Annotated in this window: 19 protein-coding genes and 1 tRNA gene; 8 read left to right on the plus strand and 12 right to left on the minus strand. The window is 71.9% G+C overall.

The window, feature by feature from the left end; genetic code table 11:
* Positions 1-187: 187 nt before the first annotated feature.
* A complete protein-coding gene (locus G4G93_RS00285; protein WP_206289407.1) occupies positions 188-1,177 on the minus strand; it encodes an RluA family pseudouridine synthase in 990 nt (329 codons plus the stop codon).
* A gap of 102 nt (positions 1,178-1,279) precedes the next feature.
* Between G4G93_RS00285 and G4G93_RS00290 the strand changes: the two genes are divergently transcribed.
* Positions 1,280-1,355: transfer RNA gene (locus G4G93_RS00290), tRNA-Glu, on the plus strand.
* A gap of 73 nt (positions 1,356-1,428) precedes the next feature.
* Here G4G93_RS00290 and G4G93_RS36660 read toward each other — a convergent pair.
* From G4G93_RS36660 to G4G93_RS00305, 3 genes are all read right to left on the minus strand, one after another.
* Positions 1,429-1,827, minus strand: a complete 399-nt coding sequence (locus G4G93_RS36660) for a DUF418 domain-containing protein (RefSeq protein WP_395413602.1) — start codon at positions 1,825-1,827, stop codon at positions 1,429-1,431.
* Positions 1,828-2,016: 189 nt separating this feature from the next.
* The gene (locus G4G93_RS00300; protein ID WP_165081274.1) at positions 2,017-2,688 is read right to left on the minus strand and encodes an aldolase; all 672 of its coding nucleotides are present in this window, start codon (positions 2,686-2,688) and stop codon (positions 2,017-2,019) included.
* Between the two features lie 5 nt (positions 2,689-2,693).
* Positions 2,694-3,755: a LacI family DNA-binding transcriptional regulator gene (locus G4G93_RS00305; protein ID WP_165080108.1), complete on the minus strand. Its 1,062-nt coding sequence runs from the start codon at positions 3,753-3,755 to the stop codon at positions 2,694-2,696.
* Positions 3,756-3,950: 195 nt separating this feature from the next.
* Here G4G93_RS00305 and ltnD point away from each other — a divergent pair, with 195 nt between their 5' ends.
* From ltnD to otnK, 3 genes are all read left to right on the plus strand, one after another.
* The gene (gene ltnD, locus G4G93_RS00310) at positions 3,951-4,862 is read left to right on the plus strand and encodes an L-threonate dehydrogenase (RefSeq protein ID WP_165080110.1); all 912 of its coding nucleotides are present in this window, start codon (positions 3,951-3,953) and stop codon (positions 4,860-4,862) included.
* Positions 4,863-5,024: 162 nt separating this feature from the next.
* The gene (gene otnI, locus G4G93_RS00315) at positions 5,025-5,807 is read left to right on the plus strand and encodes a 2-oxo-tetronate isomerase (protein WP_165080112.1); all 783 of its coding nucleotides are present in this window, start codon (positions 5,025-5,027) and stop codon (positions 5,805-5,807) included.
* Positions 5,804-7,072: a 3-oxo-tetronate kinase gene (otnK, locus tag G4G93_RS00320; protein WP_165080114.1), complete on the plus strand. Its 1,269-nt coding sequence runs from the start codon at positions 5,804-5,806 to the stop codon at positions 7,070-7,072. Before otnI ends, otnK begins: the two co-directional genes overlap by 4 nt.
* A gap of 66 nt (positions 7,073-7,138) precedes the next feature.
* Here otnK and G4G93_RS00325 read toward each other — a convergent pair whose 3' ends face one another.
* Positions 7,139-9,421: a ComEC/Rec2 family competence protein gene (locus G4G93_RS00325; RefSeq protein ID WP_165080116.1), complete on the minus strand. Its 2,283-nt coding sequence runs from the start codon at positions 9,419-9,421 to the stop codon at positions 7,139-7,141.
* 203 nt (positions 9,422-9,624) lie between these two features.
* On the opposite strand from G4G93_RS00325, the gene gltX reads away from it, so the two are divergent.
* Together gltX and gltA are read left to right on the plus strand one after the other, a co-directional pair.
* Positions 9,625-11,043, plus strand: a complete 1,419-nt coding sequence (gltX, locus tag G4G93_RS00330; RefSeq protein ID WP_165080118.1) for a glutamate--tRNA ligase — start codon at positions 9,625-9,627, stop codon at positions 11,041-11,043.
* A gap of 286 nt (positions 11,044-11,329) precedes the next feature.
* Complete coding sequence (gene gltA / locus G4G93_RS00335; protein ID WP_165080120.1) at positions 11,330-12,622, plus strand: citrate synthase; 1,293 nt, start codon at positions 11,330-11,332, stop codon at positions 12,620-12,622.
* A gap of 129 nt (positions 12,623-12,751) precedes the next feature.
* Here the strand turns inward: gltA and denD are convergent, their stop codons facing one another.
* From denD to G4G93_RS00360, 5 genes are all read right to left on the minus strand, one after another.
* Positions 12,752-13,735: a D-erythronate dehydrogenase gene (gene denD, locus G4G93_RS00340; protein WP_165080122.1), complete on the minus strand. Its 984-nt coding sequence runs from the start codon at positions 13,733-13,735 to the stop codon at positions 12,752-12,754.
* A 22-nt stretch (positions 13,736-13,757) separates the two neighbouring features.
* Positions 13,758-14,504 carry an SDR family oxidoreductase gene (locus G4G93_RS00345; RefSeq protein ID WP_165080124.1) on the minus strand — a complete coding sequence of 249 codons (747 nt, stop codon included), beginning with the start codon at positions 14,502-14,504 and terminating at the stop codon, positions 13,758-13,760.
* Between the two features lie 63 nt (positions 14,505-14,567).
* The gene (locus G4G93_RS00350) at positions 14,568-15,728 is read right to left on the minus strand and encodes a GNAT family N-acetyltransferase (protein WP_165080126.1); all 1,161 of its coding nucleotides are present in this window, start codon (positions 15,726-15,728) and stop codon (positions 14,568-14,570) included.
* Positions 15,725-16,591 carry an oxaloacetate decarboxylase gene (locus G4G93_RS00355; RefSeq protein ID WP_165080128.1) on the minus strand — a complete coding sequence of 289 codons (867 nt, stop codon included), beginning with the start codon at positions 16,589-16,591 and terminating at the stop codon, positions 15,725-15,727. Before G4G93_RS00355 ends, G4G93_RS00350 begins: the two co-directional genes overlap by 4 nt.
* A 127-nt stretch (positions 16,592-16,718) precedes the next feature.
* Positions 16,719-18,530, minus strand: a complete 1,812-nt coding sequence (locus G4G93_RS00360; protein ID WP_165080130.1) for an IlvD/Edd family dehydratase — start codon at positions 18,528-18,530, stop codon at positions 16,719-16,721.
* 224 nt (positions 18,531-18,754) lie between these two features.
* Here G4G93_RS00360 and G4G93_RS00365 point away from each other — a divergent pair, with 224 nt between their 5' ends.
* Together G4G93_RS00365 and G4G93_RS00370 are read left to right on the plus strand one after the other, a co-directional pair.
* Positions 18,755-18,967: a hypothetical protein gene (locus G4G93_RS00365; protein WP_165080132.1), complete on the plus strand. Its 213-nt coding sequence runs from the start codon at positions 18,755-18,757 to the stop codon at positions 18,965-18,967.
* 93 nt (positions 18,968-19,060) lie between these two features.
* Complete coding sequence (locus G4G93_RS00370; protein ID WP_165080134.1) at positions 19,061-20,236, plus strand: pyridoxal phosphate-dependent aminotransferase; 1,176 nt, start codon at positions 19,061-19,063, stop codon at positions 20,234-20,236.
* A 103-nt stretch (positions 20,237-20,339) separates the two neighbouring features.
* Here G4G93_RS00370 and G4G93_RS00375 read toward each other — a convergent pair whose 3' ends face one another.
* The gene (locus G4G93_RS00375; protein ID WP_165080136.1) at positions 20,340-20,810 is read right to left on the minus strand and encodes a DUF3237 domain-containing protein; all 471 of its coding nucleotides are present in this window, start codon (positions 20,808-20,810) and stop codon (positions 20,340-20,342) included.
* Between the two features lie 20 nt (positions 20,811-20,830).
* The gene (locus G4G93_RS00380; protein ID WP_165080138.1) at positions 20,831-21,673 is read right to left on the minus strand and encodes a DUF1206 domain-containing protein; all 843 of its coding nucleotides are present in this window, start codon (positions 21,671-21,673) and stop codon (positions 20,831-20,833) included.
* Positions 21,674-21,682 lie beyond the last annotated feature (9 nt).

Raw genomic sequence — 21,682 nt, forward strand, 5'->3', positions numbered from 1 at the left:
GCCGTTCGATCTGCGATCCTAGCAGAGAGCGGTCCGGCCGGGTAGCGACGGGTGTCGCGACCAACGCGTGAGGCGGCGTTTTGTGCTGCCGTGGCGGTTCGCCGCGTGCGGTGCCGCACTGACGCAGGGTGAGCCCGAGCCGCCCCTTTCGTCAATCGGACGTCGGGGCGGCGGGTTTCATCCCGGGTCAGGGTGTCAGGGCGGCGATCAGCCGGGCCATGTCGGCCGGCGGCGGGCTCTCGAAGCCCAGGGATTCGCCGCTGCGCGGATGGCGAAAGCCGAGAAGTGCCGCGTGCAGGGCCTGGCGGCCGAGCGCGTCGAGCGCCTGGCGCGCCTCCGGCTCGAGTCGATTCGCCTTGGTGCGGAACGCCGCGCCGTAGACCGCATCCCCCAGCAGCGGATGGCCGCGATGCGCCAGATGCACGCGGATCTGGTGCGTGCGCCCGGTCTCGAGCCGGCAGCGCACGAGGCCGACCGGCTCCCGGCGCCCGAGCACGCCCTCGGTGCGGTAATGGGTGATGGCGTGGCGGCCGCGGCCCTCGCGCACCACCGCGATCTTCTCGCGGTTGCGCTCCGAGCGGGCGAGCGCCGCGTCGATCGTGCCGGCGGCCGGGTCCGGCACGCCCCAGACCAGGGCGAGGTAGGCCCGCTCCAGCGGCCCGGTGCGGCCGTGATCGGCGAATTGCGCCGAGAGGTCCTGGTGGGCGAGGTCGGTCTTGGCCACCACCATCAGGCCGGTCGTGTCCTTGTCGAGGCGGTGGACGATGCCCGGCCGCGCGACGCCGCCGATCCCCGACAGGCTCGACCCGCAATGGGCGAGCAGCGCGTTGACCAGCGTGCCGCTGTCGTTGCCGGCGCCCGGATGCACCACCAGCCCGGCCGGCTTGTCGATCACGATCAGGTCGTCGTCCTCGTAGACGACCGCGAGGTCGCGGGCCTCCGGCTCCGGCTCGGCCGGGCGCGGCGCCGGCACCGTCACGGCGACGCGCTGGCCGCCCGCGACCTTGGCGGACGCATCGCCCGCGGGCGCTCCCTCCAGGGTCACCCGGCCCTCGCGGATCAGCGCCTGCAGGCGGCTGCGCGACAGGTCCGGCCACAGCCGCGCCAGCGCCCGGTCGAGCCGCTCGCTCCCCTCCCCCGGCGGGATCGTTCCCTCCCGCAACTCGGCCTCGCTCAAACCATCTCTCCTGACCCGTCGTCCGAAAACGGAGCCGGGATACGATTTCGGGCTTGTGCCCGTCCAGGCCCGTGGCTATACAGCCGCCATCCCGCCGGGCCAGCTCCCATCGTCTAGCGGTCTAGGACGTCGCCCTCTCACGGCGAAAACAGGGGTTCGAGTCCCCTTGGGAGCGCCACCGGCCGGAGATCTTTTCGAAGCGACGATTGTTAGCCCTGGTGTGCTTCGGGTACACGGCGCATCGCTTCGTTTCATCTTCTCCATCTGTATCGATCGGCGCTACGCCCGCGGGTGAGCGTGCGCCACGGCCATTCGAGCGGACCGACGCGGTTATGCCGCAGCCTCCACCGGCTCGCGACGACCTGCGCGCCAGCGGTCGACGGCCTCGACACGAATTGCCGGAAGACCGAAGCCTGGACCCCGGTTGATCGCGAGGACGCCGCGGAGCGCCAGGCCGCGCAGGGCGTCGATGATGCCCATGCGGGAGGCAGGCGCGGCCGGGGCGGCGAGTGTCCGGGAGGAGGATCGCGGTCGCTGACGAGCATGGGGCACCCGTGCGGGCCGATCCCCGCCGTGGTCTCGGTCGTCCGCTCCGACCGCCGTGATTCGACGGCCAACGGCCGCGCGCACTTCTCCCGCACCGACCCCATGGTCAAGACCGCCTCTTCGCTGCGGCAAGTGCCAGACGCGGCGCAGGGCGAGCCGACCGCCTTCGAGCCTCTCCCCTTTCCCGCACGACCGGAGCGTCAGCGGAAGGAGGTCCGGCAAAGGGGACGCCCTACGATCCATGCCCCATCTGCGACGATGGTCGTCTGCCGCCCTCATGCATCGTGCAGGACTCAATGCTCGTGCCCATGCTCCGGCAGCGTCAACCCGAAATGGCTCACCAGGTCCTGCACCTGGGCCGGGGTCAGGTGGCGCGGGTTGAGGTTGCGCAGGAGCAGGTAGAGCTTGGCGGTCTCCTCCAGCTCCTCGGTGGCGAAGACCGCCGCCTCCAGGGTGTCGCCGGCCACCACGGGTCCGTGATTGGCGAGCAGCACCGAGGAATATTGCCCGGCGAGCCCCCGGATCGCATCCGCCACCGCCGGGTCGCCGGGGCGGAAATACGGCACCAGGGCCACCGCGCCGGCGCGCATCAGGCTGTAGGGGGTCAGCGGCGGCAGCACGGCGCGGGGATCGATCTCGGGCAGCATCGAGACCGCGACGGCATGGGTGGAGTGGAGGTGGACGATCGCCCGGGCCGAGGCCCGGCTGTCGTAGAGGGCGCCGTGGAGCGGGATCTCCTTGGTCGGCTTGTCGCCCGAGAGGAGACGGCCGTCGCGGTCGAGGCGGGAGATCCGGGCCGGGTCGAGGAAGCCCAGGGAGGCGTTGGTCGGCGTCACCAGCCAGCCGCCGTCGTCGAGCCGCAGCGAGATGTTGCCCGACGAGCCGGGGGTCAGGCCGCGCTCGAACAGCGAGCGGCCGAAGCGGCAGATCGCCTCCCGCAAGGCGGTTTCGCTTGAACTCGACACATCCGTCACGCGGTCGCTCCCTCGATCAGCTCGAAGCCGAGATCCACCACCGTCCCCGGCGCTCCGGTGCACAGGAGCCGCGCCGCCGTCGCGCCCGCCTCGACCCGCGGGGTGCGGATGGTGGCGAGCGGCTGCGGCATCAGCCGGCCGACGTCGAGGCCGTTATAGCCGAACAGCGCGAGCCGTCCCGGCACCGGGAGACCGTGGGCGAGGCAGTGGAAATAGCCGCCGAGCGCCATGTCGTCGTTCGAGAAATAGGCCGCGTCGAGATCCGGGACACGGGCGAGCAACGCCTCCAGCCCGTGCCGGCCGGCCTCGACCGAGGACGGGCTCGCCACCCGCTCCTCGCCGGCGAGCGCCAGCCCGGCCTGGTTGAGGCCGTCGCGAAAGCCGGCGTAGCGCTTGGCGGCGCGCTTATCCTTGGAAAGGTCGTGGCCGATATAGCCGATGCGGCGGTAGCCGCGGCCGGCGAGGTGGCGGGCGCTCGCCTCGCCGGCGGCGCGGTTGGAATAGCCGACCACGATGTCGAGCCCCGGCCCGTCGGTGTCGAGGAGTTCGGCGACCCGCACGCCGCTCGCCACGAGCCGGCGCCGCGTGCCGGGATTGTGCTCGAGCCCCGTGACGATCAGCCCGGCCGGGCGCCAGCTGAGGAGCGAGCCGACCACCGCCTCCTCGCGGTCCTGGTCGTAATCCGTGACGGCGATGACCGACTGGAAGCCCTCCTGCTCGAGCGCCGCGGTGGCGCCGCGCAGGAGGTCGGGGAAGACGATGTTGGTCAGCGACGGGATGACGATGCCAATCAGCCGCGACCCGGTGGAGGCGAGCGTCCCGGCGATGCGGTTCGGCACGTAGCCGAGGCGCGACACCGCCGCCTCGACCCGGGCCCGGGTCTTCTCCGAGAACGAGCCGTGGCTGCGCAGCACCCGCGAGACCGTGCTCTCGCCGACCCGCGCCTCGCGGGCGACGTCCGCCAGGGTGATCGGGCGCCGGACGGCGCCATCGGAAAACGCCGCATCCCGCAGGGTCTCGTCCTGGGCCGCGAAGGCCTCGTTGCCGCCCTCGTCCATGCGTCCTCCCGGTCCCTCCCGGCACCTTGTCACGGACGCTCGGGACGGCCACGATGTCACGGTTCCCCGGCCGGCTCAACGCACCTGTGGTCCGGATTGGCAGCGCTGCCAAATCTTGCTAGAGCCGGGGACGACGGCGCGGCGTCAGATCGCGTGAGTATCGGGCCGCGCGAGCGGTCTGAAGGAGGAAACGGCATGAGCGACACACCTGCCCGCGTCGCGGTGATCGGCCTCGGCTCGATGGGTTACGGCATGGCGCAGGCCCTGCGCCGGGCCGGCCTCGACGTCGCCGGCAGCGACGTGGCCGCCGACAACGTGGCGCGCTTCTCCGCCGAGGGCGGGCGCGGGGCCGCGAGCCCGGCCGAGGCCGCGGCGGATGCGGCCATCGTGGTCTGCGTCGTCGTCAACGCGGCGCAAACCGAGGCGGTCCTGTTCGGGCCGGACGGCGTCGCCGCGGCGATGCCTTCGGGCGCGGTGTTCGTCTCCTGCGCCACGATGGATCCGGAGATCGCCCGTCGCCTCGCCGGCCGGCTGGAAGCCACCGGCCGGCACTACCTCGACGCGCCGATCAGCGGCGGCGCCCAGCGCGCCGCGCAGGGCGAGCTGACGATCCTGGCCTCGGGCAGCGCGGCCGCGTTCGCGCAGGCGAAGCCCGCCCTCGACGCCATGGCGGCCAAGCTCTACGAGCTCGGCGACGCCGCCGGCCAGGGCGCGGCGTTCAAGATGATCAACCAGCTGCTGGCCGGCGTGCACATCGCCGCGGCGAGCGAGGCGATGACCTTCGCGGCCCGCCAGGGCCTGGACCTGCGCAAGGTCTACGAGGTGATTACGGCCTCGGCCGGCAATTCCTGGATGTTCGAGAACCGGATGCCGCACGTGCTCGACGGCGATTACGCGCCGCGCAGCGCGGTCGACATCTTCGTCAAGGATCTGGGCATCGTCCAGGACATGGCGCGCTCCCAGAAATTCCCGGTGCCGGTGGCGGCCGCGGCGCTTCAGATGTTCCTGATGGCCGCCGGCGCCGGCATGGGCCGCGACGACGACGCCTCGGTGGCGCGGATCTACGCCCAGGTGACGGGCACCGCCCTGCCGGGCGGGGCGGGCTGAGGCCGGTCGGCCTCCATCGATAGGACCGACCCCTCCGCGTCGTTCCGGGGCCGCGCAGCGGAGCCCGGGATGACGACGCGGAGGGGGTCAAGCAACGTGGGCGCCCGGTCGACGGACCGAGTTCAGGGCCAGGCCGCCGGCGCCGAACAAGGGAGGATCCTCATGCCGCGCTTTGCCGCGAACCTGACCCTGATGTTCACCGAAGTCCCGTTCCTCGATCGCTTCGCGCAGGCCGCGGAGGCCGGGTTCGAGGCGGTCGAGTTCCTGTTCCCCTACGAGCACCCGCCGGAGGCGATCGGCGAGCGCCTGACGGCGCACGGCCTGACCCAGGCCCTGTTCAACCTGCCGCCCGGCGACTGGGCGGCGGGCGAGCGCGGCCTCGCGGCCCTGCCCGACCGGTTCGAGGAACTGAAGGGCGGCGTCGAGACGGCGCTGGCTTACGCCCGCGCCACCGGCGTCAAGCGCCTGCACCTGATGGCCGGCATGGCCGACCGGACCGACGCCCAGGCGCAGGACTCCTACCGCCGCGCCGTCGCCTGGACGGCGGAGCGCCTGGGACAGGAAGGGCTCGACCTCGTCCTCGAGCCGATCAACGCCCGCAACATGCCGGGGTACTTCCTCAACGATTTCGGTTACGCCGCCGACCTGATCGGCGCGCTGGCGCTGCCGAACCTGAAATTGCAGTTCGACCTCTACCACTGCCAGATCCTGCACGGCGACGTGACGATGCGGCTGCGCGCCCTGATGCCGATGATCGGCCATGTCCAGACCGCGAGCGTGCCGGAGCGGCACGAGCCCGGCAGCGGCGAGATGAACGACGCCTTCCTGTTCGCCGAGCTCGACCGGCTCGGCTATGACGGCTTCATCGGCTGCGAGTACAACCCGCGGGCCGGCACGCGCGACGGGCTCGGCTGGTTCGCTCCGTACAAGGGAGCACGGACATGACCCTCGCGCTGGGCTGCATCGCCGACGACTATACCGGCGCCTCCGACCTCGCCAACACCCTGACCAAGGCGGGCCTGCGCACGGTCCAGACCATCGGGGTGCCGGCGGACGACTTGACCCTCCCCGAGGTCGACGCCGTGGTGGTCTCGCTCAAGAGCCGGTCGATCCCGGCCGGCGAGGCGGTGGCGCGGTCGCGCGAGGCCGCCGCGTGGCTGAAGGCGAGGGGCGCCGGCCACCTGCTGTTCAAGGTCTGCTCGACCTTCGATTCGACCGATGCCGGCAATATCGGCCCGGTGACGGATGCGCTGCGCGACGATGCCGGCGAGGCGATCGCGCTGGTCACCCCGGCCTTCCCGGAGACCGGGCGCACGGTCTATCTCGGGCACCTCTTCGTCGGCGCGGTGCCGCTCGCCGAGAGCCCGCTGAAGGACCACCCGCTCAACCCGATGCGGGATTCGAACCTCGTGCGGGTGCTGGCGCGCCAGAGCCGGGGAGAGGTCGGGCTCATCGATCTGGCGACGGTGGCCCAAGGTGCGCAAGCCGTGAGCGCGCGGCTCGACGCGCTGGCGAAGGAGGGCAAGGGGGCGGCCATCGCCGACGCGGTGCTCGACCGCGACCTCGCGGTGCTCGGCGCCGCCGCGCTGACCCGCAAGGTCTCGACCGGCGCCTCGGGCCTCGGCCTCGGGCTCGCCCGCGCCCTGGTGGCGGCGGGCCGCGTCGCCCCGGCGGCGGCGGAGGCCGATCTCGGCCCCGCCATCGGCGGCCCGGCGGCCTGCCTCGCCGGCAGCTGCTCGCAGGCGACCCTCGGGCAGATCGCGAAGGCCGAGGCCGCCATGCCGGTGCGCCGCCTCGATCCGGCGCGGCTGCTCGCCGGCGAGGACGAGGCCGGCGCCGCGCTCGCCTGGGCGATGGAGCGGGTCGGCGACGGTCCGGTGCTGATCGCCAGCAGCGCCGGGCCCGAGGACGTCGCGGCCGTCCAGGCCCGCTACGGCCGCGACGCCGCCGGCCACGCCATCGAGGCCGCGATGGCGCGGATCGCCGAGGGGCTGGTGGCCCACGGGGTGCGCCGCCTGGTGGTGGCGGGCGGCGAGACCTCCGGCGCCGTGGTCGACCGCCTCGGCCTGCCGGCCTTCCGCGTCGGCCCCGAGATCGCCGCCGGCGTGCCGGTCCTGCGCACCACCGACCGCGACATGTGGCTGGCGCTCAAGTCGGGTAATTTCGGCGGGCCGGACTTCTTCGCCGATGCGCTCAAGCTGATGCCGTAGGATGGATCGGCCCGGCCGGGCGGCATCGTCCGGCTTGTCGACAGGCCGCCAAGGTGGATCGGGCCATCAAGGCTCGGCCTGAACCTCCGCCTCCTCGGCGTCCGGTGACGGTACAGGGGTCGCCGGCCCGGGCGCCACGTTCGGCCCCGGCGCGACCGGCTTCGGCGGAGCCGCCGCCGTCACGACCAGCGCCGGCCGCCACGGCCGCCCCTCGCCCGGCCGCTTGGCCGTCTCGATCACCGGACCGTCGGCCGTGAAGCGCAGGGTCGTGGAGCCGTGCGCCGCCAGGAACGTCCGGTCGAGGATCGTGGCCGCCGCGCAACCCGGCGGCGCCTCGAGCCGGGTGACCACCACGGTCGCGCGGGCGCAATCCTCCGGGAAGGCGCGCTTGTCGCGCACCAGGGCCACGCTGACGCCCTGCGGCCCGTGGCCGACGCAGCCGAGCTTGTCGCACCGCGCGCCCGCGCTCAGGCCGGGATCGTCGCGGGAGCGGCCGTCGCCGTCGGCCTTCAACCATTGCTCCAGCACGAAGGCGGGGGGCTTGCCCAGCACGACGAGGCGCCCGTCGGCCCCGCGCAGGGCCGCGCCGCCGCCCTCGCGGTCGACGTAGAGGTCGGGCCGCACCGGGCTTGCCGCCAGCGCGAGGCCGACGAGGCCGGGGGCGAGGCCGAGCCAGCGCAACCCCGAGACCGGCAGCACCAGCAGCAGCAACGCCACCGTCATCAGCCCGAGGGCGCCCGCGCCGAAGGCCGGCACCACCAATGTGGCGCGGTCGAAGCCCTCGATCCAGGCCGAGATGTCGATCATGCCGCGCACGGCCAGCCCCATCGTCCACCAGACCGGCCGGTCGAGGGCGAAGGGATGGGCCAGGATGCCGAGCACCGCCGCCGGCATCACCACCAGCGAGACGAGCGGCAGGGTCAGCGCGTTGCCGACGAGGCCGAAGGGCTGCACGGTCTGGAAGTGGTAGGTGGCGAAGGGCGCGGTGGCGACCTGCGCCACGAGCGTGGTGGCGAGCGTGCCGATCACCGTGGCGAGCAGCCAGGCGAGCCCCCGGGCGATCGGCCCACCGCCCTCCGGGTTCCACAGGCGCCCCTCGATCAGCCGCGCGCAGGCGATGAGCCCGGCGACCGCGCCGAACGACATCTGGAAGCTGGGCCCGAGCAGCCCCTCGGGCTCGCGGGCCAGCGAGATCAGGGCGGCGAGGGCGAGGTTGCGCAGGCTGAGCGCCGGCCGGTCGACCAGGATGGCGCCGAGCATCACCAGGGTCATCACCAGCGAGCGCTCGGCGGCGAGGTCCCATCCCGAGAAGGCGCAGTAGCCGGTGACCCCCAGCATGGCGAGGCCGGCGGCGATCTTCTTGATCGGCCAGGCGAGGGCCAGCCCCGGCACCAGGGCGAGGAGCGCCCGGGCGAGCCAGAACACCACGCCGGCGGCGAGCACCATGTGTAATCCGGAGATGGAAACGACGTGGTAAATTCCGGCCGCCCGCAGGGCGTCGTTGGTGTCCTGGTCGATGAGGCCGCGCTTGCCGGTGACGAGGGCCGCCGCCACCGCGCCCGCCTGGGTGATGCCGCCTTGGCCGCCGTTGGATTCGGCGATGCGGCGGGTCAGCGCGTTGCGGGCCTCGTCCAGGCCGGCGGCGAGCCTCAAGCCCAGCGGCGCCGGCTCGGGCGGGGGCTTGACCGCGGCGGAGCCGAGGAGCGAGCCGACGGCACCGATGCCGCGGAAATAGGCGTCCCGGGCGAAATCGTAGCCGCCCGGCCGGGCCGGCTCCGGCGGCGGGAGCAGGCGGGCCTTGGCCTCGATGTAGTCGCCGGGCTTGAGGCCGTCGGCGCGGCGATACGAGACCCGCACCCGGACCGGGCGCTCGGCCGCCGGCAACTCGCCGAGCCGCGCGACCCGCACCACCAGGCGCGCGCCCTCCTCGCGCTCCTCCAGGGCCTCGACGAAGCCGTGGAGCGGCGCGATCACCGTGCGGGTGAGCCTCGGCGCGGCGACGCTCGCCGTGCGGTACGCCGCGGCGGTAAAGCCGAGGAACAGGAAGGCGGCGGCGAGCAGCAGGGCCGGCGCCACCGCCCGGGCCCGCAGCGCGACCGCGGCACCCGCCAGCGCGAGGCCGGTGCCGAGGGGCGCGGGCAGGAACACGGCCCCGTCGGCCAGCGTGAGGAACGCGAGCGCCCCGGCCCCGAACGCCACGGCGAGCCAGGGAAACAACCGGCGCTGCGCGGCCTCCGCGGCAAGGCTGCCGGAGACCCAGCCGCCGAGCGCCGGCAGCAGCAGCACGGGCGCCGGCAGTGCGCGCAGGCCGCGCACCACGACTCCCGTTCCTGCTCCCGGCCCCGCCATCCCCGCGTCCCGATGCCACGATTCCGGTGACGATTCCGCGCGCGTCCCCGCGGTCGCGGCGAACGATCGACCCGGGAGACGGTTTCTTAACGGCTCGTCTCGCGCATGCTACAGGACCCGGCGCCGGTGGGTCGACTCAGCCGACCCTGCCCTAACGGCCCCGGCCACACCGTTTTTTCGCTCTCACCCGGTTCTCGTCGCGCATGTCCTCCGTCGTCACCCGCTTTGCGCCGTCGCCCACGGGCTTCCTCCACATCGGCGGGGGTCGCACGGCGTTGTTCAACTGGCTCTATGCCCGCCGCCACGGCGGGCGGATGCTGCTGCGCATCGAGGACACCGACCGCGAGCGCTCGACGCAAGGGGCCATCGACGCGATCCTCGACGGGCTGGCCTGGCTCGGCCTCGATTGGGACGGCGACGTGGTCTACCAGTTCGCCCGCGCCGCCCGTCACCGCGAGGTGGCGGAGGGGCTGCTCGCCGCCGGCCGGGCCTATTACTGCTACGCCACGCCCGAGGAGCTGACCGAGATGCGCGAGGCCGCCCGGCGCGAGGGCCGGCCGATCCGCTACGACGGCCGCTGGCGCGACCGCGATCCGTCCGAGGCCCCGGCCGGCGTCAAGCCGGTCATCCGGCTCCGTGCCCCCACCGAGGGTGAGACCGTGGTCGAGGACGCGGTGCAGGGCCGCGTCGTGTGGCAGAACAAGGACCTCGACGACCTCGTCCTGCTGCGCTCGGACGGCACGCCGACCTACATGCTGGCGGTGGTGGTGGACGACCACGACATGGGCGTGACCCACATCATCCGCGGCGACGACCACCTGACCAACGGTGCGCGCCAGACCCAGATCTACCAGGCGCTCGGCTGGCACGTGCCGAACATGTCGCACATCCCGCTGATCCACGGGCCGGACGGGGCGAAGCTCTCGAAGCGCCACGGCGCGCTCGGGGTCGATGCCTATCGCGACCTCGGCTACCTGCCGGCGGCGCTCCGCAACTACCTGGTGCGCCTCGGCTGGAGCCACGGCGACCAGGAGATCTTTTCGACCGAGGAGATGATCGCCGCCTTCGATCTCGCCCAGGTCGGCCGCTCGCCGGCCCGGTTCGACTTCGCCAAGCTCGAGAACCTGAACGGCCACTACATCCGCTCGTCGTCGGACGAGGCGCTGGTCCAGGCGATCGAGGCGGTCCTGCCGACGCAAGGAGCGCGCTGGGGCCTCTCGGCGCCGCTCGATCCCGCCTTGCGCGAGCGCTTCATCGCCGCGATGCCGGGCCTGAAGGAGCGCGCCAAGACCCTGATCGAGCTCGTCGGCAGCGCCTACTACCTCTATGCCAGCCCGCTCGCCCTCGACGAGAAGGCGACCGGCCTCCTCGGCAATGGCGGCCGCGAGCGGCTGGCCGGGGCGCTTCCCCATCTCGAGGCCCTCAACGAGTGGTCCGCCGCCTCGACCGAGGGTGCAGTGCGGCAATTCGCCGAGAGCGCCGGGGTCAAGCTCGGGCAGGTGGCCCAGCCCCTGCGGGCGGCTCTCACCGGCCGGACGACCTCGCCGCCGCTCTTCGACGTGATGGCGGTGCTCGGCCGCGAGGAGAGCCTGGAGCGGTTGCGGGTGCAGGCCTTCGCCTGAGGCAAGAAGAAAGCCGCCGCCTGAGGCAGGAAGGAAGCTTCCGCTCGCGGCACAACTCTTCCGTGCGGCCCCCGCGAATTCACCTTCGCGGGGGCCGCCCCGACGACCCCTGAACAGAATCTGAATTCTGTCATCCGGGCGGGGAGCCGTGGTTGATGCCGGTGCGTCGATCCGCTAACCCGGACGGCGAGTGAGCACCCGCAGCAAAGTCGCCGCCCTGCACCGGGGGCCGCGGTTGGAAAGGCGCCGACGCTCAGTCACGTTGATGGAAAGGGTCCGCAACCCCATGAGCCTCCCCCCCAGCACCCTCACGGTGAACGGCCGCGCGATCGAGATGCCCACCAAGGCCGGCACGATCGGTCCGAGCGTCATCGACATCAGCAAGCTCTACGCGCAGACCGGCCAGTTCACCTACGACCCGGGCTTCACCTCGACGGCGTCCTGCGAATCGAAGATCACCTACATCGACGGTGACGAGGGCGTGCTGCTGTATCGCGGCTACCCGATCGAGCAGCTGGCCGAGCACGGCGACTTCCTCGAGACCTGCTACCTGCTGCTGTACGGCGAGCTGCCGACCGCGGCCCAGAAGGCCGATTTCGACTACCGCGTCACGCGCCACACCATGGTGCATGACCAGATGAACCGGTTCTTCCAGGGCTTCCGCCGCGACGCCCACCCGATGGCCGTCATGGTCGCCTCGGTCGGCGCGCTCTCGGCCTTCTACCACGACTCGACCGACATTACGGACGAGAAGCAACGCATGGTCGCCTCCATGCGCATGATCGCCAAGATGCCGACGCTGGCGGCCATGGCGTACAAGTACACGATTGGCCAGCCTTTCATCTATCCGAAGAACGACCTCGATTACACCTCGAACTTTCTGCGGATGTGTTTCGCGGTGCCGTGCGAGGAGTACCAGCCCAACCCGGTCCTGTCGCGGGCGCTCGACCGGATCTTCATCCTGCACGCCGACCACGAGCAGAACGCCTCGACCTCGACGGTGCGTCTGGCCGGCTCCTCGGGCGCCAACCCCTTCGCCTGCATCGCCGCCGGCATCGCCTGCCTGTGGGGCCCCGCCCATGGCGGCGCCAACGAGGCGGCGCTGAAGATGCTGGCCGAGATCGGCACGCCTGAGCGCGTCGGCGAGTACGTCGCCAAGGCGAAGGACAAGAACGATCCCTTCCGCCTGATGGGCTTCGGTCACCGGGTCTACAAGAACTACGACCCGCGCGCCCGCATCATGCAGAAGACCACCCACGAGGTCCTGAGCGAGCTCGGCATCAAGGACGATCCGCTGCTCGACGTTGCGATGGAGCTGGAGCAGATCGCCCTCAAGGACGAGTACTTCATCGAGAAGAAGCTCTATCCGAACATCGACTTCTATTCGGGCATCACCCTGAAGGCGATGGGCTTCCCGACCTCGATGTTCACGGTGCTGTTCGCGCTCGCCCGCACCGTCGGCTGGATCAGCCAGTGGGCCGAGATGATCGAGGATCCGTCCCAGAAGATCGGCCGCCCGCGCCAGCTCTATACCGGCGAGCCGAAGCGCGATTACGTGACGGTGGCCCAGCGCGGCTGAGCTTCCTTCATCGGGAATTGAGAACGGGCGGCACGCGAGTGCCGCCCGCTTCTTTTTGTGCGTGGGAAAGGTTTTAAATGCCGATCGTCGAACCGCTTCCCCTCCCCACAGGGGGGGAGGGGAAGCGGTCTACGCGGGCACCTTGCCGCCCAGCTCGTCCTCGATATGCGCCCGCACGATGGCGTCGAAGTCGGGCTCGGCCTTGAAGCCGAGGTCCAGCGCCCGCCGCGTGTCGAAGGTGCGGGGCCAGCCGGCGACGATGCGCTCGATGGTGGGATCGGGCTCGCGGCGGATGCGGGCCACCGCCGCGTCGCCGGCGGCGCGGCGCAGGGCCTCGATCTGCTCGGCCACGGTGGCGCCGACGCCCGGCATGGTCAGGTTGCGGCGGTCGCCGAGCCGCTTGGTGTCGATCGTCGCGGCGTGGATCAGGAAGCCGACCGCCGAGCGCGGCGAGGCGTGCCAGTGGCGGACCTGGTCGGAGACCGGCAGGATCGCCTCCTGGCCGGCCAGGGGCTCGCGGATGATGCCGGAGAAGAAGCCCGACGCCGCCTTGTTGGGCTTGCCCGGCCGCACGCAGATGGTGGGCAACCGGATGCCGACCCCGTCGAAGATGCCGCGGCGCGAATAGTCGGAGAGCAGCAATTCGCCGATCGCCTTCTGGGTGCCGTAGCTGGTGAGCGGCGCCGTCAGGTACTCGTCGGGGATCGGCTCCGGCATCGGCGCGCCGAACACCGCCACCGAGGAGGTGAAGACGAAGCGGGGCTTGTAGCCCTCGCCGATCGCCCGCACGGCGTCGTAGAGGCGCCGCGTGCCGTCGAGGTTGATGCGGTAGCCCTTGTCGAAATCGGCCTCGGCCTCGCCCGACACGATGGCGGCGAGGTGGAAGATCACGTCCGGCCGCTCGGCGACCAGGCGTTCGGCCTCGCCGGGGTCGGAGAAGTCGGAGGCCGAGGCGGCGACCGGAATCGTCGTCCCGGCGGGTGCCTCGGGCGGCACTACGTCGTGCAGGGTCAGGCGCGAGATGGTCTCGCCACCGAGGGAGCCGTCCTTGACCAGCCGGTCGAGGAGCTTGCGGCCGACCATGCCGGCGGCGCCGAGGATGAGGATATGCATGGGAGTGCCCCTTTCGCCGTCGTCAGAGCGTGAAGCCGCCATCGGCGACGTGGGTCTGGCCGGTGGTGAAGCGGGATTCGTCGGAGGCGAGGTAGACGGCGAGCAAGGCCATCTCCTCCGGGGTGCCGAGCCGGCCCATCGGCTGGCGGTCGATGAAGGCCTGGCGGGCGGCCTCGACCGAGGTCTTGTTCATCTCCGCGAGCGCCGCGATGCGCTCGTCGAGGGACGGCGACTGGATCGTGCCGGGGCAGATCGCGTTCGCCCGCACGCCGCTGCGGATGAAGTCCCGCGCCACCGCCTTGGTCAGGCCGACCACCGCCGCCTTCGAGGCGCCGTAGACGTAGCGGTTCGGCGCGGTGGCGTCGGCGCCGACCGCCGAGGCGATGTTGACGATCGAGCCATTGCCGCGCTCCAGCATGCCGGGCAGGAAGGCCCGGATGGTGCGGTGCATCGAGCGCACGTTGAGGTCGAAGGCCAGCTCCCACTCGGCGTCGGTGCAGTCGAGGATGGTGCCGTGATGGACGAAGCCGGCGGCGTTCACCAGCACGTCCACCGGCCCGGCCTGCCCGGCGAAGTCCGCGATCGCCGCCTCCGAGCGCACGTCGAGGGAGAAGGCCTCGGCGCCGTTCAGCCCGTCGAGCTTGCCCGCGTCGAGATCGGTCGCCAGCACCTCGGCCCCCTCGGCCAGGAATGCCGCCGCGATGGCGCGGCCGATTCCCTGCCCCGCCGCCGTCACGACCGCGCGCTTGCCCGTCAGCCGTCCCGCCATTGTCTGTCCTCCCGTGATGTTGTCCTGCCCGCTCGTTGGCGGGGCTTGTCGTGTCCCGCCGTCTCAGGCGAGGCGCTTGTGCATATGCACCAGGCGCCGGTCCGGCAGATCCTCGACCCGCGCGGTGGCGTAGCCCCGCCGCGCGTACCAGTCGATGTTCCGCGCGAGCTTGTCCCCGGTGTAGAGCCGGAGCTCTGACAGGTCGAGGTCCCGCGACCGCGCCTCGGCCGCCGCCAGCAGCGCGTTGCCGAGGCCGCCGCCCTGGCGCGCCGGATCGACCGACACGCTCCAGACCATCAGGTGATCGGGCTCCGGATCGAGCACCAGGGCGCCGGCGGGTGTCCCGTCATGGTCGGCGAGCCAGACCTCGTAGCGCGCCAGCACCTCGGCGGCCGGCGTGAGGAGCGGCACCGGCTCGACCCCGAGGAGCGGGCGGTTCGGCGCGTAGGCCGCCTCCTGGAGCGCCGCGAGGGCGGCTTCGTCGGCGGCGGTCGCCCGGCGCAAGGCCGCTCCGGGAATCGTCGTCCGGTTGAGCGCGCCGAGGCGCAAGCGCTGGCCGCCGTCGAGGTTGGCCGGAGCGAGCCAGCGGTCGAAGGCTTGTCGGATTTGCGGCCACTCGCCGTCGAGCATCGAGAACCACGTGGTGTCGCGGTTGCGGCCCTTGACGATCATGCCCTGGCGGAACAGCCCCTCGTAGGAGAAGCCGTAACGCTCGGCCGCCCGGCGCGAGGGCGCGTTGAGGGCGTTGCACTTCCACTCGTAGCGGCGATAGCCGAGGTCGAAGACATAGCCGGCGAGCAGCCGCATCGCCTCGGTGGCGCCGGGCGTGCGCTGCAAGGCCGGGGTGTACAGGATGTTGCCGACCTCGATCACCCGGTTGGTCCGGTCGATCCGCATCAGCGAGGCGTGGCCGATCGCCTTGCCGGTCCGCGCGTCGAGGATAGCGTAGAACAGGGGATCGGCGGAGGCTTCACAGGCCGCGAGATAGGCCCGGAAGCTCTCGCGGTCGTCGAACGGCCCGGTCGCCATGTACTGCCACAGGGCTTCCCTGCCGGGGCCGACCGCGCCCTCGGCGAGATCCGCCCCGTGCGCCTCGGCGTCGAGCGGGACGATCGTGACTTGGCGCCCGTCGAGGCGCACCCGCTCCGGACCGGGCGCCGGTCCGGTGAGCGCGACGGGGTGGCCGATCGGCAGGCCGGTGACGGGATCGCGATCGGGGCTCATGCGGGATCCCGTTCCTTCAGGTCTCGGCTCTTGAGATCTTGGCGGAAGAAATTGTTGATCTCGGAGAAGCTGACCGAGCCGTCGAAGCCGCCGAAGCTGCCCTCGTCGTGGATGCGCCGTGCCGCCCGGATGAAGCCGGTCCAGGCCGCCCGCGCCAGCGACGAGCCGACGCTGATCCGGCGCACGCCGAGGCCTTCGAGGTCGGCGACCTTGAGGCCCGGATTGGTGCTCATCAGGATGTTGACCGGCACCGGCGCCAGCGCCTCGACGAGCGTCCGGATCTCCTCCCGGCGCTTCGGCCCGGGGGCGTAGACGACGTCGGCCCCGGCCTCGGCATAGGCCTGGAGCCGGCGGATCGCCTCGGGCAGCGGGTCGGCATGGCCGGTGAGGTAGCATTCGGCCCGGCCGGTCAGCATCACGTCGGCGCCGGACGCGTCGATCGCCGCCCGGGCGGCGCGGATGCGCTCCGCGCCCTCCTGGATGTCGTAGAGCGGCCGGGCGGGATCGCCGGTGGCGTCCTCGATCGACAGGCCGGCGACGCCGGTGGCGACGCAAGACGCGACGTTGCGGGCGACGCCCTCGGGGTCGTGGGCGTAACCCGATTCGAAATCGGCGTTCACCGGCAGGTCGGTGGCAGCGACGATCTCGGCGATGTGGGCGAGCATCGCGTCGAGGGGCACCGCCCAGTCGGTATCGGGAAGGGCGCGGGTGAAGGCGAAGCCGGAACTGGTGGTGGCGAGCGCCGGAAACCCCATCGCCGCGAGGTAGCGACTGGTGCCGATGTCCCACGGGTTCGGCATCACGAAGCAGCCGGATTCATGCAGGCGCCGGAAGGCGGCGCGGCGTGCGGCGAGATCGGTCATCGGGGCTCCCCTCCCTTGTGTCCGGATCCTTCCTCACACGCCGCGAGCGCGGCTGTAAACCGGGCTCCGCGAGGAGCCCGGCCAAGAGTCGCGCCGAGGGGTCACCGCGCGGGGTGACCCAGGGGCATCAGTGGTTGTCGCGCGGCACGCCGTGGACTTGCGCGATGCGCTGGAAGGCTTCCGAGCCCTTGAGGATCATGCCCTCGGAGAGCTGGTCGACCATCGCGCGCTGGATCGCCTGCCACGGGGTCTGACTCGCCGGGTAGGGGTAGCCGCCCCGGGCGGTCAGGTCCTCGCGGCGGCGGCGGATCTCCTCCTCGGGGAGCAGGATGTCGGCGGTGCGCTTGTTGAGGTCGATCCGGACCCGGTCGCCGTTCTGGAGGAGCGCCAGGCCGCCGCCGGCCGCCGCCTCCGGCGAGGCGTTGAGGATCGAGGGGGTTCCCGAGGTGCCGGACTGGCGCCCGTCGCCGATGCAGGGCAGCGACAGCACACCGCGGCGGATCAGCTCGCCCGGGGGCTGCATGTTTACGACCTCGGCCGCGCCCGGATAGCCGATCGGCCCGGCGCCGCGCATGATCAGCACCGTGTGCTCGTCGATCTCGAGCGCCGGATCGTCGATGCGGTGGTGGTAGTCCTCCGGCCCGTCGAACACCACGACCTTACCCTCGAAGGCGTAGGGGTCCTCGGGGTTGGCAAGGTAGCGGTCGTAGAACTCGCGGCTGATCACGCTGGTCTTCATGATCGCCGAATCGAACAGCGAGCCCTTGAGGTTGAGGAACCCGGCGCGCTCGCGCATCGGCTCGCCGTAGGGCTTGATGACGTCGCGGTCCCATGTATGGGCGCCGGTGCAGTTCTCCGCCACGGTCTTGCCGTTGCAGGTGAGCGCGTCCGCGTGAAGCTTGCCGGCCTCGAGCAGCTCCGACATCACCGCCGGCAGGCCGCCGGCGCGATAATATTCCTCGCCGAGATACTGGCCGGCGGGCTGCATGTTGACGAGGAGCGGGATGTCGTAGCCGACGCGCTCCCAGTCGTCGCAGGAGAGCGGCACGCCGATCAGCTTGGCGATGGCGTTGATGTGGATCGGCGCGTTGGTCGAGCCGCCGATGGCGGTGTTGGCGACGATCGCGTTCTCGAACGCCTCGCGGGTCAGGATGTCGGAGGGCTTCAGATCCTCCCACACCATGTCGACGATGCGCTGGCCGGTGGCGTAGGCGGCCTGTCCGCGCTCGCGGTAGGGGGCGGGGATCGCCGCCGAGCCCGGCAGCGCCATGCCGAGCGCTTCGGCCAGCGCGTTCATGGTCGAGGCGGTGCCCATCGTGTTGCAGTGGCCGTCCGAGGGCGCCGAGGAGGCCACGATGTCGAGGAACTGCTGGTAGTCGATGTCGCCGGCGGCGTGGCGCTCGCGGGCCTTCCACACCACGGTGCCCGAGCCGGTGCGTTCGCCGCGGCTCCAGCCGTTCAGCATCGGGCCGACATTGAGCGAGATCGTCGGGATGTTCACGGTGGCCGCCGCCATCAGGCAGGCCGGCATGGTCTTGTCGCAGCCGGTGAGCAGCACGACGCCGTCGAGGGGATAGCCGTACAGCACCTCGACCAGGGACAGGTAGGCGAGGTTGCGGTCGAGCGAGGCGGTCGGCCGCTTGCCGGTTTCCTGGATCGGGTGGCACGGGAACTCGAAGGCCACGCCGCCCGCCGCCGTGATGCCCTCGCGCACGCGCTTGGCGAGCTCGAGGTGGTGGCGGTTGCAGGGCGACAGGTCCGAGCCGGTCTGGGCGATGCCGATCAAGGGCTTGCCGCCGCGCAGCTCGCCGACGGTGAGGCCGAAATTGAGGTAGCGCTCGAGGTAGAGCGCGGTCATGCCCGGGTTGTCCGGGTTGTCGAACCAGAGGCGCGAACGCAGGCGGCTGGCGTCGATGCGGGGGCGCGGCGTCGGGGCCATGGCAGGGTCGTCCTTCCCGAGATCGTTCTTGTCGAGAACCGTTCCGGGGAAGCTATGGACCCGGCCGGTGCAGGAAGGCAACACCGCGCCGCGCATGCCCGGGCCCCCGCGGCCTGCGACCCCGACGGGCCCAAAGTTTATCATGCGGGCGCTGTCGCAACGCGGGGGAGCGGTGCTATGAGGCCGGCTGAACCATACCGCTCGATCGTTCGGGGGAGCCGCCTGTGAGCCAAGAGAAGACGTCCAACCCGCTGGTGCCGATCGCCATCGTGGTGTCGATCCCGGTCATCGTCTGCCTGATCATCATGCTCACCGACGAGGGCATCGAGCGCTCGCTGCTCTGGGCGGCGATCAAGACCGGCATCATCCTGATCGTCATCGGCGGCGCGCTCTCGTTCGGCGTCAGCCGGCTCGCCGAGCGCAACACGCCGCGCTGATCGATCCGTCCCGACGGCACCGGAACGCCGCGGGATCGAAAGGCGGGGCCTCGACGCCCCGCCCCGGACTGTCCGAGGAAACGAGAGACCGCCATGCCCATCGTCCCCGCCTTCTCGCGCATCGGGGAGGAGAACGCCTTCGCGGTGCTCGCCCGCGCCACGGCGCTCGCCCAGGCCGGCCGCGACGTGATCAATCTCGGCATCGGCCAGCCCGACATGCCGACCCCGCCCCACGTGGTCGAGGCGGCGGTGAAGGCCCTCCACGACGGGCACCACGGCTATACCCCGGCGACCGGCATCCTGCCCTTGCGCGAGGCGGTGTCGCGCGACCTCGACCGGCGCCTCGGCGTCCAGGTCTCGCCCGACAGCGTGATGATCGTGCCGGGCGGCAAGGTCACCATGTTTATGGCGATCCTGATGTTCGGCGAGCCGGGGGCCGAGATCCTGTATCCGGATCCGGGTTTCCCGATCTACCGCTCGATGATCGAGTTCACCGGCGCGACGCCGGTGCCGGTGCCGATCCGCGAGGCGAACGGCTTCGCCTTCTCGGCCGAGGAGACGCTGGGCCTCATCACCCCGCGCACCCGCCTGCTGATCCTGAACTCCCCCGCCAACCCGACCGGCGGCGTGACGCCGAAGGCCGAGATCGACAAGCTGGTGGCGGGTCTGGCCGCCCATCCCGACGTGACGATCCTATCGGACGAGATCTACGGCACGATGACCTATGACGGCGAGCGCCACCACACGCTGCTCGCCTATCCGGAGATCCGCGACCGGCTGATCTACCTCGACGGCGCCTCCAAGACCTACGCGATGACCGGCTGGCGCCTCGGCTGGTCGGTCTGGCCGGCACCGCTCTACGACGCGGCCCGCAAGCTCGCGGTGAACTCGTTCTCCTGCGTCAACGCCGCGACGCAATGGGCCGGGATCGCTGCCCTCGACGGGCCGCAGGATTGCGTCGCCGCGATGATGGCCGAGTTCGACCGCCGCCGCCTCCTGGTGGTCGAGGGCCTGAACCGGCTGCCGGGCGTGTCCTGCATCACCCCGAAGGGCGCCTTCTACGCCTTCCCGAACATCGCCGAGACCGGCTGGAAGGCCAAGGCGCTCGCCTCGGCCCTCCTGGAGGAGGCCGGCGTCGCCACGATCGGCGGTCCGGATTTCGGCGTCCACGGCGAGGGCTACCTGCGCCTGTCCTATGCCAACTCGGCGGAGAACATCTCGCGGGCGCTGGAGCGGATCGGGGCGTTCCTGGACGGGAACCGGCGCTGAACGGCGGCCCGTCCGTTTTCACCAGCCCCTCTACAGTCTCCGTTGCCGTCCCGGGGCCGCGAAAGCGGAACCCGGGATGGACACCATGCATCTCGGCGCCGCCTCACCTCACCCCGTACACATCGTAGACCGGGCCCTCCGGCAGTCTCTGCCCCACGCCCACGGCGACGATCCGGTTGAGCCAGGCGAGATCCGCCGCCCCGGTCTCGAAGCGAAGCGCGGTGCGGAAGTAATACGCATCCGGGGGCACCCTCTCGCCGCGGCCGAGGCGGGCCAGCACCTCCGGCGGGCCGGCGCGCAAGCCCGTATACCGGCAGTAGACGAGGGCGCCGCCCGACGCCCGCAACGTCAGGCGCACGTCGAGATGCGTGGTGCCGTCGGGCTCGACCCGCAGCCAGTCCCCGGCCGGGCCGGGCAGCACCTCGGCCGTGAGACGCGGGCCGGAGACGGTGCCGCCGGTGACCGGCACGACCCGCAGGTCGGTGCCGCGGGAGGCGCCGATCGCTTGCGGCGCGCCGACCGTCAGGGCGATGCGGAACAGGAACTCGGTGTCGAGCGGCAGCGGCGCGTCCATGGCGTCTCCTCCGGGGCGGTCTATCCGGCGATATCCTTCACGGCGCGGCGCGCCGCGTCGAGGTCCGGCGGGTCGATGCGGCGGTAGCGGGCCTGGACGAGGCCGAACACCCCGAAGGCCGCGAGGCCCGCGGCGGTGAGGCCGAGCAGGATCCAGCCATAGGGTTCGCCGCGCAGGGCCTGGAGCGCGCCGCCGAGGCCCTTGACCTCGCTCGACCGGCTGGCGAGGGCCGCCGCGATCAGGAAGCCGCCGATCAGCCCGAAGGTCAGCGCCCGGGCGGCGTAGCCGAAGCGGCCGACATGGCGCACCCAGTCGCGGGCATCGTGCGGCACCGACAGGCGCTTGCACACGTCGCCCTTCCAGGACTTCCACGCGAAGGCGAGGCCGGCGCCGATGACGATCAGCCCGACCGCGCCGACGAGCCACTGTCCGAAGGGCTGCTGCAGCAGCCAGGCGGTCCAGTCGCGGGCGCCCTGGTCCTCGGCCCGGCGGGCGGTGCCGCGCCCGAGGGCCGCCAGCATCATCGAGAATCCGAGGCCGCCATAGGTGATGCCGCTGACGAGGTGCCCGGCCCGGGTCGCCAGGCCCTTGGCCGAGCGGCCGTAGCCGTCGGCATCGGTGAGCGCCTCGACCACCCGCCAGAGCGCGAAGGCGCCGAGGCCGAACGCGACGATCCCGAGCAGGACCCAGCCGAAGGGCCGCTCCAGCAGGATCAGGAGCGCGCTGCGGCTGCCCCCGGTCTGGCCGCCGACGCCGATCGCCGCCAGGATCGCGAGGCCGCCGACGAGGCAGTAGGTGACGCCGCGGGCGCCGTAGCCGAGGCGGGCGAGCAGTTCGAGGGCCTGCCGGCCGTCGGAAAGCATGGCGACATG

Origin of the sequence: Methylobacterium sp. DB0501 (assembly GCF_011043735.1) — a bacterium.
GTDB lineage: Bacteria > Pseudomonadota > Alphaproteobacteria > Rhizobiales > Beijerinckiaceae > Methylobacterium > Methylobacterium alsaeris.